This window comes from Microscilla marina ATCC 23134, from assembly GCF_000169175.1.
Taxonomy (GTDB): domain Bacteria; phylum Bacteroidota; class Bacteroidia; order Cytophagales; family Microscillaceae; genus Microscilla; species Microscilla marina.
This window is the reverse complement of sequence record NZ_AAWS01000028.1, coordinates 45736-63925: the sequence shown is the minus strand read 5'-3', so window position 1 is coordinate 63925 and position 18190 is coordinate 45736. Positions and strand designations below refer to the sequence as shown.

Sequence of the window (18190 nt, the reverse complement as noted above, 5' to 3'; positions counted from 1 at the left end):
TTATTCTACCTCATCGTCATCTTCGTATTTATTCAACACTTGTTCCCAAAAAGTGATTGCTTGTTTTTGATGTATGCCCCCTTGGTGTGGCTCTTGAATATAAGATTCAGGAGGGGTAGGCAATGCCTCTAAACAGACATCAGAACATATATTTGCCAGTAAAGGCAATATATCGGTAGCTACTGATAAAGAAATCCAGACCTGGCGGTATTCATTATTTTTTACCTGTTTATTACATACACTACAAGTAGGTGTATAACCGAAATACTCTACTTGATTAAAAGCCTTGGTAAGGTCAGGAAAATAGGGACGATTTTTATAATTACCATATAACGCCCTTGTACTTACAGTACTATCTACCAAGTTTTTACAACGAGTAATTTCATAAGGAAACCAGTGTAAGCCATAAGAAGTATAAGGGGTAAACTCTTTGAGTGAGGTCATTTTGCCTATATGTGGAGGAATTCGCTCTAAACTACTTCCATACAAAAATAGATGAGTCACTTGAGTAAGTCGTTCGATTTCATTGGGCAGAACCTTAATTTGTCGCCATAAATCATGTGGCATCATTCGCCCTGGCGCAAACTCTGTCCACCCTTCTTCTACCGCTTGATTTATCAAAGCAAGCAACTTCTCCCAAGCATCACCACTTCTATCCTGTCTATCAGGGCGTAAAAATATTTCTTCACCTTTGCCATACTCTTCTAAATACTTAAACTCATGATCTAAAGGTTTTGTCATTGTTTTAATATTTGGTGTTAAAAATCTAATGAGTTTATCTCCCACATTCCCAGTGATTTATCCTGGTATAGTTTTCCTTCTTCACTGCAGTTTTCTTTGATTAGGTCAATGGGTTCTGGAAACGAAAAAGGCGCTTGTTGCAGGTTCAAAGGTCTCCAGCTGCCACTAGGTACATTATAATTCAATGAATAGTTGACATAAGTGGTAGTCAACAAGTATTTACTATTACTTTTTTTGAGGTTGGCTATAGCCTGACGAATGTGGGCATAAGATAAGTGAATAAAACAATCGCGACAAAGCACTAAGTCTACCTTGGGTAAAGCATCGGTTGTAATGTCTAACATTCGAAACTCTATACCTGCCTTTTGATATTGTTGTCTATTTTGCAAAATCAATTGTGACACAATGTCTGCTCCAATGTATTGTAACTCTGACAAGGTCACATGCTGCATCCAGTGAAAATCGCCACAAGGCAGGTCTAACATAGAAGAAATCGTATATTTTTTTAGTAGATGACTCAAGGCACCAATCAAAGTTTGAGTTTGTTCGAGTTCAGAGCCCCGCCCTGACAACGTTTGTTGACTTTGCCAATGGTTGGTTTGAAAGATTTGGGTAAACTTGTCTTGTAAACTGGCTTCTGGCAACGCATCGTCGGGTATAGCATAGCGCCACTTGCGGTAATGGTGCTGCCAATATGCAGGAATAATATGCTTAAGTAGTTGTCTTATTGCCATGGTAAGGGTAAATATAAGGGTTTGCAGGATATGTAAATATGCCTTTTAATTTTTTTTGAGTATCTTGCCAACAGTAACTTTAGATTAAATGTAGCCTTCGGGGTGTGTTTTCAGAGACCACACTTCGGGGCTATTTTTTTGCTTGGGTCTTTTTCAAGTAACGAAATACCGCATTCATTACGAAATAACGTATAAAAACCTCCATTTTTAGCTTTCCCCATTTTCATGAAAACAAAAAAATACAAACTTATCCCACTGATTACCAATCACTTAAAAAATAATTTCAAAGTCAAAATGCTTTTGGTATTTGGTTTGAATATATATTAATCAAAGATATTTAATAAGCTTTGTGGTTAGGAAAGAAAAACGAGATTCTGTTAGGGTCTCGTTTTTTACTTTAGTGCCCTTTCTGAAATATTCTCCTGTTTCACTGTGTATGACCAATCCACTCCAACAGTCCTTACATAAGTTGTTTATCAGGTTTCGAGTGGCATTGCTCAGGTCACCTTGCGGTAAGACCTTCGCGGAGGGTAGAGTTTATGTTGGTTACTGACACGATGGGGTGAAAAAGCTTTTATCAATGGTGTATGACGCGAAATGAAAACTACTGACGACCGACTCCCAACTACTGACTTTATGCTCAGGTCACCCTGCGGTAAGACCTTCGCGGAGAGTAGTATTGGTGCTGTTTGCTAAATGATGGGACAAGCATTCCGATAAACTATTATATATGAGGGCAATCACATTACCCCTACTAACGAAATACCGAAACCATTACGAAATAACGTACAAAATATACTATTTTGTAACTCTCCCATTTTTGATAAAACAGAATAATGAAAATTTATTTCACTGACTATCAATTACTTAAAAAATAGTTTTTAAGCAAAAATGCTTTTGGTATTTGGTTTGAATATATATTAACCAAAGATATTTAATAAGCTTTGTGGTTAGGAAAGAAAAACGAGATTCTGTTAGGGTCTCGTTTTTTACTTTAGTGCCCTTTCTGAAATATTCTCCTGTTTCACTGTGTATGACCAATCCACTCCAACAGTCCTTACATAAGTTGTTTATCAGGTTTCGAGTGGCATTGCTCAGGTCACCTTGCGGTAAGACCTTCGCGGAGGGTAGAGTTTATGTTGGTTACTGACATGATGGGGTGAAAAAGCTTTTATCAATGGTGTATGACGCGAAATGAAAACTACTGACGACCGACTCCCAACTACTGACTTTATGCTCAGATCACCCTGCGGTAAGACCTTCGCAGAGGGTAGAGTTTATGTTGGTTACTGACACGATGGGGTGAAAAAGCTTTTATCAATGGTGTATGACGCGAAATGAAAACTACTGACGACCGACTCCCAACTACTGACTTTATGCTCAGATCACCCTGCGGTAAGACCTTCGCGGAGGGTAGAGTTTATGTTGGTTACTGACACGATGGGGTGAAAAAGCTTTTATCAATGGTGTATGACGCGAAATGAAAACTACTGACGACCGACTCCCAACTACTGACTTTATGCTCAGGTCACCCTGCGGTAAGACCTTCGCGGAGGATAGTATTGGGGTTGTTTGCTAAATGATGGAGCAAGCATTCTGATAAAATTTTACACATCAGGCAGTGAAAGCTACTGACGACCGACTCCTAACTCCTGACTTTATGCTCAGGTCACCCTGCGGTAAGACCTTCGCGGAGGGTATTATACTTCTTCTCAGTCTTTGCTTCTTTCGAATTTACCTCTCTGTTGGCTTGACAAAGCACAAAAACTCATTACCCAGACCATTGTTGATTTGCTGGAAAACCAAGCATTAAACCAGTCATTTTTTTTCGGGACAAGAAGCTCAAACTATTACAAAAAAAACGAAGCTTGGTTCAATGTCAAAATGATATTGTGATTAAGTTATTGTGAAATAAAAACATAAACAACTGATTATCAACTGCATTTAAAACAGCAAAACTAACTATGTTAAAATTTAACACCTACACATAATTGGTTTTATATAAGTTTGAGCATCCTTCATAAAGAAGGAAAATTAGCTCAGGAATATGATCAAAATACATATTCATTTTTTGACACAAGTATTCCTGAATAAACATCAAAAAACAACCAAAATGAAAAAATCTTATGTACTAGCTCTTGCACTCGTAGCTGCATTGAGCGCCTGCAACAGTCAAGAAGAAGTAACCCCGGTAAACACAGCAAAAAAAACTAAACTCAACCTCCGCACAAGCACTAATGTTGAGTTTGACGAAGTAGAGGTAAAAGTTCAGGCAGTAGATGATAACGGCAACATTATATATAGTGACTATGGCTACCAGTTTGAGCCTGTAGCTTATAATGTAACCACGGGTCAATACATTTATGCTGATCCTTTACCCGGACAGCAGTATGGTGGCGACACTTTTGTTTTAGAACCAGGTACTTACCGTTTCGATTCACAAGACGGTTATTTCTCTGGAACGTCGTCTAAAACAGTTGAAATTACAGGAGACAAGGAGCAAGTACTTGTACAATTAAATTATTGGTCTGAGTAACGGTTAAACAATCCTCCAAAGTTTTTAATACCTTGCACAAAGCCTGATTCATTGATTTGAATTGGGCTTTGTGTGTGGAGGGGTATGTGGGGTATGGTGCAAATCTGATTTATTGATGTGTTGGGTTGATGAGTTATATAGTAATGTTTGGAGCGATCGAACAAAAAATAATATATTGCCTGATAAATATCATAGAATCATCCAGAATATATCACGTATTTTGGCATAGTTACTTAATAGCTGATTAACATTCTTTATAACTATCACCCAATGAAGATACTTGTACCTTACGATTTTTCCGAACAATCACAAAATGCTTTAGAAGTAGCTTTTTCTTTGGCCAATCAAAGTGCCAAAAAAAATGAGGTAAGCATTGTATTGTTTCATGTCATAGAACCGTTGATGGCAGAAGGCAGCATACACCCTGATTTTAGGGTGGATTACTCTCAGGTAGAACACTTTAATCGAATGGTAAAAGCTACCAAGGCTGAACTTGAAAACATAGCTGGTAGTGCACAATATGCAGGAATAGAGATAGACGTATTGGTGGAAACCGGAAACTTTTTGCAACAAGCCAAGCACCATGCTACTAAAGAGAATGACGTACGCTTGATTGTGGCTGGTACTTCGGGTGCCTCAGGTCTGGAAGAAGTACTGACTGGTTCAAACACCGAGAAACTAGTGCGTCACATGACTTGTCCAGTGCTTGCCATCCCTCAAAAAGTAGAAAACTTTGAAGTTAAGTCAGTACTATTTGCTACTAACCTTGAAGAAGAGCAGTTTATTGCACTTAACCGTTTGCAACAATTACAGGTATTTTGGGGAAATCATATCCATTTGTTGTATATAAATACACCCAATAATTTTCTTACAAGTAAAGAACTCAACAAGAGAAAAGAGGAATTTGTGTATAAGTCAAGGTTAAAAAATTACACATTTCACACTTACTCAGATAAAAATGAAGAAATAGGAGTATTGAATGCTTCTAAGGAAATAGATGCCGATGTAGTGGTGATTCCTACCAACCAACGCAAAGGTTTGTGGCATTTCTTTATGGGGAGCATTGCAGAAGGTGTAGTCAATCATTCAGACAAACCTGTGCTTACAGTAAACCTAAAACTGGGCTATATATAAGCCAATACCAATATAGTAAAGTCATTTTCATTTATTCAAAACAGCTCACACATCACTCCTACTTTTTTGAGTAATTCATTTATTCACAAACTGCGGTACTTGCCGCAGTTTTCTTTTCCTTCGATGAACAGCATTTTGCTCAAAAATCTCCGTTTTTCTATATAATTTTGGCTTTCGGCATCAATTTCACGTAAGTTTTTCAGGTCAAAGATATGTGCTTTAGTATTTTGGACGTTTTTTTGAAAGATATTACATCACTTTGGGTAGTTTTGTACTCAAGTTCACAGATAAAGACAATTGTCAGCTATCAGGTCAAAGTAAGGAACAGGAGATATGTGTTATAAAAGATTTTTAGGATGTACATTGATTTTATTATATGTAAGTTTCTCTCAACTTAATGCGCAACGTATATTTAAGCGCTTTACAGAGAGCTATATGACGGCTGGTGTACAACTGGGGTCAATGCATTATTTTGGCGACCTCAACCCTACCAGCAACTATGTGTCTACTGAGTTTAGCCTTACCCGCCCTAGCCTTACCCTTAGTCTTTCGCGTAAGTTTAGCGACCATTTTCATTTGCGTGCCGACCTTACCTATGGGCAAATAAGGGGGGATGATTTTAAAGCAGCAAACCCTGATCATCCTCGACACAAGTTTCGTTATGCCAGAAATCTGCATTTTCGGAACAATATTTTAGAGCTCGCTTTAATAGGCGTATATGATATTTTCCCCAGCAAAGGAAGGTTTAACCAACGTCGAATATTCACTCCTTATATATTGGCTGGTGCTGCTGTGTTTCATCACAGTCCTCAGGCCAAAACTCCGGTAGAACAGAGCAACTCTTGGGTAGATTTACAGCCTTTGGGTACCGAAGGACAACAGTCGGGTAAGCCAGGGTACGCTAAACCTTATTCACTTATCCAGCCAGCCGCAATTGGCGGTATAGGAGCACGTTGGAACATCACTCCTTTTTCATCACTATCGTTTGAGCTCGCCCTGCGTTACACCTTTTTTGATCACCTGGACGATGTAAGTGGGCTATACCCTGATATGGGTGACCTGAAAACAGACTTGGCAAGAACTATGGCCACTCGTGGGTTAGAAACTCAAGCAGCTGTTTCGGGACAAACCCGTGCTCCAAATTTTCACCCAACAATTGACGTGACAGGCAGCGATGGAAACACCTATAGTGTATTGGCAGGATACGGCGAACGCCGCGATAAACGTGGGGAAGCAAGTTTTAATGACCTTTATCTCATTGCAGGTTTTCGTTTTGAGGTTATTATCAATAAATCACCCCATCGCCCTAAGTTTCGTCGTAGAAGGTTTGGTTACTAATTGGCCTCTATTTGTTCTTTATAAACGCTTCATCAAACCAACCACGGGCTAGACAGTTGTTTTAAACATAATTAATTTTGCTATCTTTCACCAGCACCCAACGCACTAAGAACCTATTTATAAAACACCAAAGTTATGAAAGCATTTATTCTAAGCCTTGTGCTGGCTTCTGGTATCATTTTACCCTCCTTTGGGCAATTAAGCCCCGAACGACAAAAAACATTGAATCGCTACCTACAGTTTAGCGATCAGGTGTCAAAAGAAGCCAAAACCATGCTCAGGTGCTTATCGTCTCACTACCGCAAAGTACAGCGTTACAAACGAATGCAGCGTGTATACTATAATATTAGAGCCCCCTTTTGCCAAAAGCGTTCCTCGTTGTTAAAGGACAAATACAACAAAGCATTGCGTGGAGGCATTGCAGGGCTCAATGCTGAAGCCAAGGCTGTTTACCGTATTTTTGATAAATTTGCTGCCCTTGAGAGTGACCTCAAACAATACTATGTTTCTAAATCTTACCAGAAAGACAAGTTTGCTCATAATGATGAAGTGATCACTGCCTATGAAAAACTATTTGCACAATTGCAGACACAAAGCCAACGCTTGCAAAACCAAGTATTGCGTATGGGCAAGCAGACATATAAAGCTTCAGACCCTCACCACAGGGTAGAGCGAAAAATGCGGGAGTTATTGAGAGCAGAAGATCGTTTTCAACAAAAAATAGCCTTTAGTTTAGAAACTATTTCGCCTCAGGCAAATGTAAACGAAGCATTACTGAAAGAGAGTGTGCAAACACTTGAAAAGCACTTGAAAGCGTTGCCTACCATTAATGAAGCACCTATACGTGGTTTTGCTATTATGTCTTATACCAGTTTTTTACGAGCCGCCAACAGTTTGCTGGAGAGTCGTCGGAAGCTTTGGGACCAAAGCACTATAACTTACAAAAACTCTCGCTACCGAAGTAGCTACTACTCAAGTCGTTATTCAGTATATAGTTACTTTAAGCAGTATGTAGACAATTGTCGTCGAAATCAAGTGTATTTTTTGTACCATAGTCAGGTAGCTCCCCGGTTTAGTACTCAAGCCTTGCCTACACCTAAAAATGGCAACATACCCCCTAAAACCAATACCTTTCAAAAAAAACCAGTACCCCCATTACCGTTGCTGTCACATAACCAACCCATTAGTTTAAAAGTATTAAGTGCTTTGAATAATTACGTAGAGTGTATCAACCACTCTATTAACCGGAATAACCGCTTGGTAAGTACCATTGTGCGACACGACAAGACAGTAAAACGTATAGAAGCCCAGAAAAAAGAACAAGCTGATAATAAAAAACTGCCTGTAAACCCTCGCACCAAACGTCCCCGAAAAAAGTACATTTATTATCCTCGTTACTTTACCCGAAATTATTATTATCCCAAGTCATTGTTTTACAAAGTACAGCAAGGCAGTCAAAAACTCCCCCAGGCTTACCAGTTGGTGCTCAATGCCCAAATGCAAAACATTCAAAATATTTTGGAAGAAATGGTGGGTTTAGGGTACCAGTTAAACGAATACTTAAAAAAACGAGGATATCAAACAGACCAGTTTGCCAAGTCTAAACAAATTCTCAAGCGTTATCAATACCTGTTTGACATATTTGATGCGCAAAGAAATGGGTTACAAGCCAATATTCAACAAATAAAAAATGCTTATCCAATCAACAAAAATGCTTTGCCTCCAAGCCGCGCCCAACAAATGCTAAATAAAGCCTTAACCTTGGGCGAACCCATCATGCTTGCGGCTAAAGGCTTTATGCAGAAAAAATCTCAGGCATTGCTCAAGCAAACCATGGCTACACCACTTATCAGTGAGTTTGCCGACGTAAAAATAGATTATTCCCGTAAAAATCGCAGGCTTAAGCGTAACTGGCGTAGTGTGAAGTCTTTTGTACAAGCCACTGAGTCTATAGCTCATGCACAAGGCAAATACCGGGTATCGGCACAAACTATTCAAGGACTTTACTACAAGTACAATACACTGATTAAAAAATTTAATCAGTCGATAAAGGTTGTAATACAACCTACCCTCAAAAAAATGCTGTACCCTAAAGTTTTGTCTTTTGAAAAGGTGGGGTATACCCCCTGTGACTGCGGAGATGCCAATGAGGTAGTAAACATGAACAGTATGCAAGGGTTTGCCCATAACAACCTCATGTTGTTATTAGATGTGTCAGGATCAATGAAAAACGAATTGCCTATGCTCAAGAGCGCCCTGAAGTATCTTGTAAATATTATGCGTCCTGAAGACAAGGTGTCTGTAGTAGTATTTGGGTCAGAAGCTAAATTAATGCTACGCCCTACCTCTGCCAAATACAAAGCTCAAATTATGCAAGCAATAGATACGCTTAAATCCAGCGGGCGTACCAATGGCGAAGCTGGTCTTAAACTCGCCTATCAGTGGATACAAAATAACTATAAAAACAACAATAACAATCGTATTATTTTAGCGTCTGATGGGGAGTTTAGTATCAGCAAAGGTTTATATCAAATGATTGAACAAAAGGCTGAAGAAAGCATTGCCTTGTCAGTATTTAGTTTTGCCGATCAACTCAAAGCTTATAAAAAACTAAAAAAGCTGGTATCGTTGGGCAAAGGCAATCTTGAAGCAGTAGCACAGGGCAACATTACCTACAAAATGGTGCGTGAGGCTCAAAGCAAACGTTTGCCGGGTAAACGCATTAGAAAAAGTACTACTACCAGTACCAAGAAACCTTGTGACTGTGACTCATATAAAATAAAACAACTCCCCCCACCCAAAATTGTCATAAAAACAGATACCAATTATCAGGGAGTAAACATGACCAGTATGAAAGGCTTTGCCCACAATAACCTGATGCTATTGTTAGACGTGTCAGGGTCTATGTCGAGCAAAGACAAGCTCCCCTTACTAAAAGAATCTTTTAAATACCTTATTAGTATTATGCGTCCTCAAGACGACGTGTCTATTGTGATCTACGCCGGAGATGCTGCCATTGTACTCAAGCCCACTTCGGCAAGCAACCAAGAGCAAATCAATGCGGTGATAGATAAGCTGAGATCAAGAGGTAAAACCAATGTAAAGGCAGGTTTCAAGTTGGCGTACAAATGGATGAGTAAAAACTTTAAGGAAGGGGGAAACAATCGGATTATCCTTGCTACCGATGGTGAGTTTCCAATAAGTAAATACATTTATAAACTGGTAGAAAAGCGGGCAACAAAAGGAATTAACCTATCTGTGTTTAGCTTTGGCAGTATGACCAAAAAATTTGAAACCCTTGAAAAGCTGGTAGCCAAAGGCAAAGGCAACTATGAACAGGTAAATGCCCGTAATGTAAAGTATAAATTGGTGAAAGAAGCACAAAGCAAGCGGGTAGAATAGCGCCGATTGCTTGATAGCAAAAAAGGCTGGCGCTTGAAATCAAGCGTCAGCCTTTTTTGTTTGATCGTACAATAGTTGCTTTACGCAAAATGTAGGGCTACCCTTGCTGCATTGTTATAATGCGTTGTGGTAGTGGTGCTTCATAACCAGCCTTGCCCAAGGCTTCTACTATTCGTTGGCGAGTGTCCCAGTGTACATCCCAGTAACCCTCTACTGTAGAAAAAGGCAATGCTACCAATTCTACTGAACTCTCTCCCAAATTGTTTACTCCTACACGCGGGGCAGGTTCGTTCAACACATTGGGGTCTTTTTGCATCACCTCCATTACTATCTTTTTGGCTGCCTCTACATCGGCACCATAACGAACGGCAAACAACATATCTACCCGTAGGTTACCAATGGTTGAGTAATTGGTAATTTTTCCAGACGTGATGGCTCCATTTGGTATAATCTCGGTTTTGTTCTGAAAGGTCTCCAGCTCAGTTACAAATACAGATATTTCTTTGACAAAGCCCAAGGTACCATTGGTTTCTATCAAGTCCCCTACTTTGAAGGGGCGAAAGATAAGTAGCATAACCCCAGAGGCCAAATGCCCTAAAGAGCCGTTAAATGCTGCACCAATGGCAATACCTACACCTGCTATCAAGGCAGCAAACGAGGCAGTAGGAATACCTACAATGCCCGCAATAGAGATGAACAATAATGCCTTAAGGGAAAAACCCAACAAAGTAAGCAAAAACGGGCGAAGTGTCTTGTCAATTTTGCTGGCGTCAAATACGCGGGATACTGCTTTGAGCACCATACGAATGATCCAGAACCCAATAATGAGGGCGGCAAGTCCACCAATAAGCTTCAGACCCCAATCGCCTACTCCAATAGAAATAGAGTTAAAAAAGTTTTGAAGAGCTTGTTTAAATTCTGACATAAATTTCGGGTATTTTGTAATTGTTTAGATTTAGATGATTGATTTTACGTGACTTAGCCCTTAAGTAAATCAATGTATTGGATTAAGTAGCTCAAATCGTCGACAAAATACTGGTTTTGAGTGATTTTCAGCAATGAGACTTGAAAATTTTCTATGTTTTTTCCTTGGCCATACGCATTCTTTCAACAACAGCCCATTTGGTTAACCACAAACATTTAATGAGGCGTACTTGTAGCTTGGGGGTTACTTTTATCCCCAGACCTTAGTGCCCTCAGTACAGTTTTTACACATTTCTATTTGACTGCGCGACTTGATGAGGGTTTGCCTGAATTGCTGGTATTTTTTGCCTTGCCACAACTCTTTGAAACTTTGTTTCTGAACATCGCCTAGTCTATAATGAGCATCTTTGTCAAAACAGCATGGCACTACCAATCCATCCCAGGTAATTACACAAGAGTGCCACATTTTCCAACAGTGATTGATCAATTTATTTTTTATTTTATAAGTACCATCACCTTGCCGCTCATAACGTGAGTATTTGTCAATGGTAGGTATCAGGGGCGAACCTTGAGCATAGTCATAAATCTGCGCAGTTTTGAGCCCCACTTTGTCTACCCCAATCTCTTTGGCAAGTTGTTTTACTTCGGCTATTTGGTGTTGGTTGGGTTTTACTACCAAAAACTGAAAAACCACATGGGGTGTCTTTGATTTAAGCTGCTTTTTCCAACGTATCAGGTTGCGGGTACCTTCCAATACTTTATCGAGCTTGCCGCCTATACGATACGACTGGTAGGTATCTTGTGTGGTGCCATCAATCGAGATAATGAGGCGATCTAACCCTGACTCTATCGTTTTGCGGGCATTTTTATCGTTGAGGTAGTGAGCATTGGTAGACGTAGCCGTGTAAATACCTTTGTCCGAAGCGTATTGAACCAAATCTAAGAACTGGGGGTGAAGATAGGGTTCTCCTTGAAAATAGAAAGTGAGGTAAAGCAAGGTTTTTTGTAACTCATCAATGGTTTGCTTGAATACTTCTTCTTGTAGCATACCAGTAGGGCGGGTAAAATTGCGTAAACCACTGGGGCACTCCGGGCAACGTAAGTTGCATGAAGTAGTGGGCTCAAAGGCAATGCTGATGGGCAACCCGGTGTGGCGAGGCTTTTTAGTAAGTTTAGAGAGATAAAAACTACCTACTACTTTAGCAGCGTTCCAGGCACGGGGCAAGGTAAGTTTAGAAACTAAGTTAAAACTATCGTTGAGGTTGCTAATCATTAGTGTATACAATGAGGTAAAATAGGGTAGCTACTCAGCCACCCTGTTCAGCAATAAAATTACTCGAAATAGTGTTAACTCCCCAATGGAATAAGTGATGTAACCACAAATTTAAGGTAAAAGTAGCCTGAGGCGTTTACCATAGGTACATCATCTATGGGTCGACTGGTATTAAAATTTTCGCTCCATTGGTTGTTAAAAGGCAGGGCATAGCCAGTTCTAAGCCCTACACGCACATCTAGCCTGGGGCTACGTCCAAACAAACCCTTGAATCCAGTACATTTATCTACCCCTACACCAAGCGAAGTTTTTACCGGAACGGTATATAGTAAACTGTAAGGGAAAATGGCAGGGTTGGGTTGGATAGCCCTTAACTCAAGTATTGAAATATGCGCTGCTGCAGTGAAAAAAAACTCCAGGCTTTTCTTTTTCAACACCAAGTATTGGTAGTTGCCTCCAAAGTTGTATTGACTCAGGTAAAAGTTATCCCCATTGTGCGCACGATGGCCGTAACCACCCAAGCCAAACAGGTGCTTGCGATACACCAGCGAAAAAGTAAACCCAACGTGCAGATCTATAGGGGCAAACGCGCGGTAACCTTCAGTCTGTAGCTCTTGATTAATTGCTTGTACCCCCAACGTATGTACACCTACCTGCAGTTGGGTTCCTATTTTCCAGTCGGGTGGTTTAGCCTTAAAAAACCTTCGGCTACTGTCGAGGTTTATCTGAGCATAGCCTTGCCCAGCCAGGCACAAGAAAAAAAAGCCAAGAATAGTTCTGTAGTGTTGTGTCATATAATATGGGTAAGTAAAATAGATGTATTGATTTAGAGAAGTTTACGAGAATCAATACCAGGGGTTAAGCTTTGCGAAAAGTATTATTGAAAGTAAAATAAAAAGCCCTGACAATGTGCCAGGGCTTTTGTGATCAACTTACTCTAATCGTGTAGTAACATTACTAAAACTGGAACAAAATTCCTGTATTATACACTGGTGCTTTCAACATGTTTTGTCCTGACACAATGCCTCCTACACTGGCATTGAAAGAGAGCTTTTGGGTAATTGCAAAAGCAAGCTTAGGGGTAATGGTAACATAGCGTACATTGTTAGAAAAAATATTTTCAGGAGTGGCAGAAGCTGCCCCATTATTGAGCGAATGTACCATATTTGCTTGTACCATTGCCAAAAACCGGTTGTATGCCCAGGCTACTCCAGCATTGGCACGTATTTCATCCGAAAAACTATTGGTACGGTTATTAAAACCCACCCCACCAGTGACATAAAAAGAGGAGATTTTGTAGCCTATATCAAGACCAATGATTTGGTTAAACTCGCCGTCACCCGTTTGTAATAACTGAGACTCTCCGCCTTGAACCGTACCTGTGGGTACACCTAATAACAAACTGCCGCTTAATACAAACGACTTGCGATTGATCAGTCCATATTTTACACCCACGGTCATGTCGCCAATTGTACTTACCTGATCGCCTGTTTGTACTCTCTGGCTACTCCGAAAACGCACTGCATTGCGGGTAGCTCTTACAAACAAAGGAGCCTGTAGGCTTATTTCCAGGTGACTACCCAAACCCAACCTACCACTTAGCTCTGTAGAATAAAACCCCGCAGTGGTCATGTCTGTGGTAGTGCCTTCAGCTGAGTAAAACTGTTGGGCATAAATGGCTGTTTGGCTCAACTGCACATACCCATGTCCTTTGGGGGCTATCCAAACATCATTGAGTAAAGGGCTAACAGTATTGGTCGCTCGTGACTCAGAAGTGGTTTGTGCCTGAGCACCTACAGCGATACCCAGAGTTAATAAAAATAATAAATATATCTTGTTCATGAGTAGTTTACTATAGAATGGATAAACAACAATTTATTTGAGCTCAGCAGCGCCAAAAGTCACACCGAAAGGCTTGCAATACACCAACACGTATTTATATTGGTCAAGGGTAACTCCAGAAACCTGATAAGTATCGCCTCCAGAGGTTTTACGAAGTGGGGCAACTTCTAACCCTCCAGTAGTACTATTGCTTAGATATACATGTAAGCCTGGACCTGCTGACGAGGAAAAGTTACTGGCTAACACAATCTCCAAGGTGTTGTTAGCGGCTATTTTAAGTGTTACCCTACCCGACACATTGTAGTTGCCAAGCCCGCTAAACTCACCATTGAGCTCGCTTCCTGTACCTACAGTCAGTTCAAAGTTTTGGCTGTTGACACCATTAGTTGTGGCAGTAATCATCACAGAACCATTCGTTACTCCCGTCACTACACCGTTAGCGTCTACAGTGGCAATGGAGGGATCGTTACTACTCCAGGTATAGTTAGCTACGGTAAGGTTGGCACCATTGATATTTTGAGCAGTGGCAGTTAACTGTAAGGTGTTACCCACAGCTACATTGTTGGCGGGTGCCGTAATATTTACCATCGCTACAGCAGTCAGGCTATTCACCACGGTAATAATTAATTCATTACTGGTTACCCCCTCCTTTACGGCGGTTATTTTAGTTTGCCCCGCCCCTGTTGCGGTCACTGTTCCGTTGGCATCAATGGTAGCCACTTCAGAGTTGGTGTTTGTCCAAGCCACTTCACCTTCAAATTTATCATCAAAAGGATTTTGCAATATGGCGGTCACCTGACTGGTTTGGTTGGCAAGTAAAGCAGTTTTACTGGCAGTAATCTCAATAGATTTGATGCTGTCTTCTTTTACGTCTTCGCCTACACAACCAGGCAAAAAAAGCGTGCTTACAAAAAGCAGCAACCAATTATAAAGGGTTAATTTTTGAGTCATTGTTCATCAATAGTTTTATGTTTTATATAAAAATAGCGAATTACAATGAAGTAAAGTGTCAGGCAGGTTACATTTTATAAAAAAAGTTGAGGAGCTAAAAGGTGTTGGGTAAGTTATGCCCTAATTGGCATCTATAGTTAGCCTATGTTTATTACATTTGACACAGCGAAACAGGTATCCTTGAATATCTCCAGGCTTTGTTAATAAACCTTGTAATTCTGTCTGAGATATATTCCACCTGCTTTGAATGTCGCTTAAATCTGGCATTAATTCTTCCTGAAGGTGAGCAATTTCTTTCCAACCTACATAATCAATGATGGCACAAGGTTCGTTGCAGTGGCTAAGCCAGACTTCTTGTTGCCACCCTCTGTATCCAGGGGTTCTTTCCAGTAGCTCATCTATTACATCTGAGGCATAGTTAATAGTATGGGGAGTAGACGGGTCAGGCGATATTCCTTCTATCGCTAAATAGTCTTGCAAAGTACCTTGAAACCTTTGGGCTGCACTTCCATCTTTAATACACCAAGGACAAATGCCTCTGACTTGTGCTGTAGTGTAAAAAGGGCCTGTATAAACATAGGCTCGCTCTTGCTGACACACGGGGCAATGTGTTCTCTCTTTTTTGATTACCCCTAACCTTACCGGGTCAGGGTTGTATTTGAAAACGGGTAAATCACACATATTTAATTTTTTTAATCTTAGAAACCCTGACAGGGGCAAGCCTTAAGCGACAAGTCGCAAGTCCTTAGATACCAATGCCCCGCAAGCGGGATGTCGGCATAAGGCAAACCCTGTTTAATTACAACTCGTCACAGCAAGCTGCTATGGGTTCGGTTCACAGGTAGCTAATAATTCATAGCATACTCATTTTCAACTAGTTATAAATAACAACTATTTTTCCAGAAAGTAAATATTGGGATTATCTACTTGCTTGATTACCTCTAAAAACTCTGAAGGGGTCAAAAACTTTTGAAAAAACTCTTCCAAAGTACCTTCCTTTTTTATCTCCCAAAAATAAGTTTCATGATCTGTACTATACACCATGGGGTTATGGGGGCTTTTGTCAGACAAACAGATAAAATAATGATTAGGGAAACCATCTGTATTGCCAATAAACATAAACTCCAGCACCGCATCGTCAATAAACACCCTCACTTCTGCTTCTTCAATATCCCACTCCTCGTAGTCTTTGGTTCCTTTGGTAAAAGGAGTAAAAAGGGTATGCTCAAAACGAATATTTGTGTAACAAGTATTGGCAGGTGAGTAAAAATGCTGTACTGCATTTTTAAAAAATAGTGCCTGATGGTGTTCAAACAATTGCTTGTTTGTAGTTTTGAACTTTTCCAATTCATCACAAAAAGAATAAAAATCCTTGATAATGAGTGGCACAGGAAAATGAATACTTTGAATGTTGTCTTGTAGAGTTTTGCCCTGAAAATGAAACGTACCACCTAAAGCAGTGATACGTTCTCTAATGCTTTGGTTCATGTGTATTTAAATATTAGCAAAGGTGTAAAAAAGATATATAATACAGCCCATCTTTGCCAAAAAAAGCCTCGGATTAATTCATCGTTTTGCCTTCATCAATGCCGGAATCACATAACGAGGCATAATCTCGTCGCGGTATTTCAACCACAAACGTCCTTGTCCATAATTACCCGCATTAATTACCGTAACCAAGTCAAGTTTTGGAACCACAAAAATGAGTTGTCCACCATTGCCTGCGGCATAAAAGCAGCGAAATTTTTCACCCTCTACTTCAAAACGATGAATCCACCAATTATATCCATAGTTTTTATAGCTTGCATTGTGCATGGTAGCTTTGCCTTGGGTAGCTTGCTGTACCCATTTTTCCGAAATAACCCGTTTGCCTTTCCACACCCCTTTATTCGCAAACAATTGACCAAACTTGGCAAGGTCACGGGGACGCATATGAATGCCTCCTCCCAGGTAGCCGTTGCCCATAGGAGTCATGTTCATGGTATATTTTTTAATACCCAATGGTTCAAACAAATAGGTTTGTAAAAACTCATAACTGGGTTTGCGCGATACATTAGAGACTATTTGCCCCAGCAAATTCACCCCTCCTGTACAGTACACGGCTTTTTTACCTGGTTCACGTTTCATAGGCAAGTCAAGTGTAAACTTCACCCAATCAGGCTGGGCGTTTTGCTCTTGCATGCGGTCTTCGTGCCCTGGCGATTCGTAGTTGTCGTCGTTGCAGGCAAGCCCTGATGACATAGACATCAGGTCGCGGATTCGAATACGTTTTTTGCGGTCGCCTACATGTTTGATTGAACCTTTATATTCAGGAAAAAACGTGAGTATTTTTTGGTCTACATTGCTCAATAAACCTTGATCAAGCGCCAAGCCTACCATCGTTGATGCCAAACTTTTACCTGCCGATCGGGTGTCGTGGTACTGGTCGCGGTGGTGTCCGTAAAAATATTCTTCTAACAAGAGCTTATTGTTTTGCATAATAAGTATGCTATGCAGGTAGATATATTTTTGAGTCAGAATTTTTTCCATGAGCGCCTTAATTTTGCCCATGTCTGCTCCTTGCTTTTCCAACGAAGCAGTTTGCCAACCATCATGCAATTGGGGAGGAGTTTGATAGGCATAGGTTTTTTGCCCCACACGAGGACGCACCAATATGTCCTTTTTAGTATCTACTTTGTGTAACACTTTGCCTGTCATTCCATGCACTCGAAACTTCACATGCAAAGTTTTGCCATCTTTTGCCAGCATTCCCTTAAACATAGGCTTGGTAGTATCTCTGCCATAAATGAGTACTTGCCTTTGTTTTTGTACAATCTCACGTATTCGGATAAAAATGCCTTGGTTTCGTTCGGGGTTATGAATAAATCCCTTAAAATTACCGCCTTTTTTTGGGCGAATGACTAAGTAAAAGGTCAATCGCTTCAACTGAACTTCACGCACTCCTTCCCAGCCACTATTTTTGGGGTGTAGCTCTACCGGGGCTACATAACCATACTGCCGCCAAAAGCCTTTGATTATTTTTTGTTGAGGGTTTTGCGCATCTCTGGCAAACTCCCCATCAAACTTTGCTTTTTTCCAACGAATGGTAAACTTCCCATGGCGATATTTTACCGGAATGTTTTTCGTACCTAACTGGGCTTTCCAGTTTTTTCCTTTGGGGTAAATGCGCAATTTTTTCACCAGCTCTCTAGGCTCTTTGAGTACCACCTTCCATACTCCTTTTGCACTGGGTATGGTGGGAGGTGTAGTTTGGGCCTGGCAAGCCAAAGCCGATAAAATAAGGAATGTAATGACTTGAATTGTTTTCATGAATAT

The 18190-nt window shown here is 40.4% G+C and carries 14 protein-coding genes; 4 read left to right on the top strand and 10 right to left on the bottom strand.

Annotation, left to right across the window (positions count from 1 at the left end):
* Positions 1-741: a hypothetical protein gene (locus M23134_RS22970; protein WP_004156531.1), complete on the bottom strand. Its 741-nt coding sequence runs from the start codon at positions 739-741 to the stop codon at positions 1-3.
* A 17-nt stretch (positions 742-758) separates the two neighbouring features.
* Positions 759-1475, bottom strand: coding sequence for a class I SAM-dependent methyltransferase (locus tag M23134_RS22965; RefSeq protein WP_004156529.1), 717 nt, complete (start codon positions 1473-1475; stop codon positions 759-761).
* A 2113-nt stretch (positions 1476-3588) separates the two neighbouring features.
* Here M23134_RS22965 and M23134_RS22960 point away from each other — a divergent pair.
* The 4 genes from M23134_RS22960 (at position 3589) to M23134_RS22945 (ending at position 9885) form a co-directional block, all read left to right on the top strand.
* Positions 3589-4011 (top strand): hypothetical protein, encoded by a 423-nt coding sequence (locus M23134_RS22960; RefSeq protein WP_157558606.1) that lies wholly within the window; start codon positions 3589-3591, stop codon positions 4009-4011.
* A 270-nt stretch (positions 4012-4281) separates the two neighbouring features.
* Complete coding sequence (locus tag M23134_RS22955) at positions 4282-5145, top strand: universal stress protein (RefSeq protein WP_004156526.1); 864 nt, start codon at positions 4282-4284, stop codon at positions 5143-5145.
* Between the two features lie 333 nt (positions 5146-5478).
* Positions 5479-6483: a DUF6089 family protein gene (locus M23134_RS22950; RefSeq protein WP_075164066.1), complete on the top strand. Its 1005-nt coding sequence runs from the start codon at positions 5479-5481 to the stop codon at positions 6481-6483.
* A gap of 135 nt (positions 6484-6618) precedes the next feature.
* Positions 6619-9885: a vWA domain-containing protein gene (locus M23134_RS22945; protein WP_004156524.1), complete on the top strand. Its 3267-nt coding sequence runs from the start codon at positions 6619-6621 to the stop codon at positions 9883-9885.
* 97 nt (positions 9886-9982) lie between these two features.
* On the opposite strand, the gene M23134_RS22940 is transcribed toward M23134_RS22945, so the two are convergent.
* The 8 genes from M23134_RS22940 to M23134_RS22905 form a co-directional block, all read right to left on the bottom strand.
* A complete protein-coding gene (locus M23134_RS22940) occupies positions 9983-10810 on the bottom strand; it encodes a mechanosensitive ion channel family protein (protein WP_004156523.1) in 828 nt (275 codons plus the stop codon).
* Positions 10811-11059: 249 nt separating this feature from the next.
* Entirely contained in the window at positions 11060-12082 is a 1023-nt protein-coding gene (locus tag M23134_RS22935; protein WP_004156522.1) for an SPASM domain-containing protein, read from the bottom strand.
* Between the two features lie 74 nt (positions 12083-12156).
* On the bottom strand, positions 12157-12876 hold the full coding sequence (locus M23134_RS22930) for a hypothetical protein (protein ID WP_045114152.1): 720 nt from the start codon (positions 12874-12876) through the stop codon (positions 12157-12159).
* Positions 12877-13039: 163 nt separating this feature from the next.
* On the bottom strand, positions 13040-13924 hold the full coding sequence (locus M23134_RS22925) for a transporter (protein ID WP_004156519.1): 885 nt from the start codon (positions 13922-13924) through the stop codon (positions 13040-13042).
* A 33-nt stretch (positions 13925-13957) separates the two neighbouring features.
* Positions 13958-14875, bottom strand: coding sequence for a DM13 domain-containing protein (locus tag M23134_RS38735; protein ID WP_004156518.1), 918 nt, complete (start codon positions 14873-14875; stop codon positions 13958-13960).
* 120 nt (positions 14876-14995) lie between these two features.
* Positions 14996-15556 (bottom strand): CbrC family protein, encoded by a 561-nt coding sequence (locus M23134_RS22915; protein WP_004156517.1) that lies wholly within the window; start codon positions 15554-15556, stop codon positions 14996-14998.
* A 210-nt stretch (positions 15557-15766) separates the two neighbouring features.
* Positions 15767-16363, bottom strand: a complete 597-nt coding sequence (locus tag M23134_RS38730) for a hypothetical protein (RefSeq protein WP_004156516.1) — start codon at positions 16361-16363, stop codon at positions 15767-15769.
* 78 nt (positions 16364-16441) lie between these two features.
* On the bottom strand, positions 16442-18184 hold the full coding sequence (locus tag M23134_RS22905) for a serine hydrolase domain-containing protein (RefSeq protein WP_004156515.1): 1743 nt from the start codon (positions 18182-18184) through the stop codon (positions 16442-16444).
* Positions 18185-18190 lie beyond the last annotated feature (6 nt).

Excerpts from the sequence above, each read along its gene's own strand:
- M23134_RS22970 (WP_004156531.1), bottom strand. The coding sequence starts at position 741 with ATGACAAAACCTTTAGATCATGAGTTTAAGTATTTAGAAGAGTATGGC.
- M23134_RS22965 (WP_004156529.1), bottom strand. The coding sequence starts at position 1,475 with ATGGCAATAAGACAACTACTTAAGCATATTATTCCTGCATATTGGCAG.
- M23134_RS22960 (WP_157558606.1), top strand. The coding sequence starts at position 3,589 with ATGAAAAAATCTTATGTACTAGCTCTTGCACTCGTAGCTGCATTGAGC.
- M23134_RS22955 (WP_004156526.1), top strand. The coding sequence starts at position 4,282 with ATGAAGATACTTGTACCTTACGATTTTTCCGAACAATCACAAAATGCT.
- M23134_RS22950 (WP_075164066.1), top strand. The coding sequence starts at position 5,479 with ATGTGTTATAAAAGATTTTTAGGATGTACATTGATTTTATTATATGTA.
- M23134_RS22945 (WP_004156524.1), top strand. The coding sequence starts at position 6,619 with ATGAAAGCATTTATTCTAAGCCTTGTGCTGGCTTCTGGTATCATTTTA.
- M23134_RS22940 (WP_004156523.1), bottom strand. The coding sequence starts at position 10,810 with ATGTCAGAATTTAAACAAGCTCTTCAAAACTTTTTTAACTCTATTTCT.
- M23134_RS22935 (WP_004156522.1), bottom strand. The coding sequence starts at position 12,082 with ATGATTAGCAACCTCAACGATAGTTTTAACTTAGTTTCTAAACTTACC.
- M23134_RS22930 (WP_045114152.1), bottom strand. The coding sequence starts at position 12,876 with ATGACACAACACTACAGAACTATTCTTGGCTTTTTTTTCTTGTGCCTG.
- M23134_RS22925 (WP_004156519.1), bottom strand. The coding sequence starts at position 13,924 with ATGAACAAGATATATTTATTATTTTTATTAACTCTGGGTATCGCTGTA.
- M23134_RS38735 (WP_004156518.1), bottom strand. The coding sequence starts at position 14,875 with ATGACTCAAAAATTAACCCTTTATAATTGGTTGCTGCTTTTTGTAAGC.
- M23134_RS22915 (WP_004156517.1), bottom strand. The coding sequence starts at position 15,556 with ATGTGTGATTTACCCGTTTTCAAATACAACCCTGACCCGGTAAGGTTA.
- M23134_RS38730 (WP_004156516.1), bottom strand. The coding sequence starts at position 16,363 with ATGAACCAAAGCATTAGAGAACGTATCACTGCTTTAGGTGGTACGTTT.
- M23134_RS22905 (WP_004156515.1), bottom strand. The coding sequence starts at position 18,184 with ATGAAAACAATTCAAGTCATTACATTCCTTATTTTATCGGCTTTGGCT.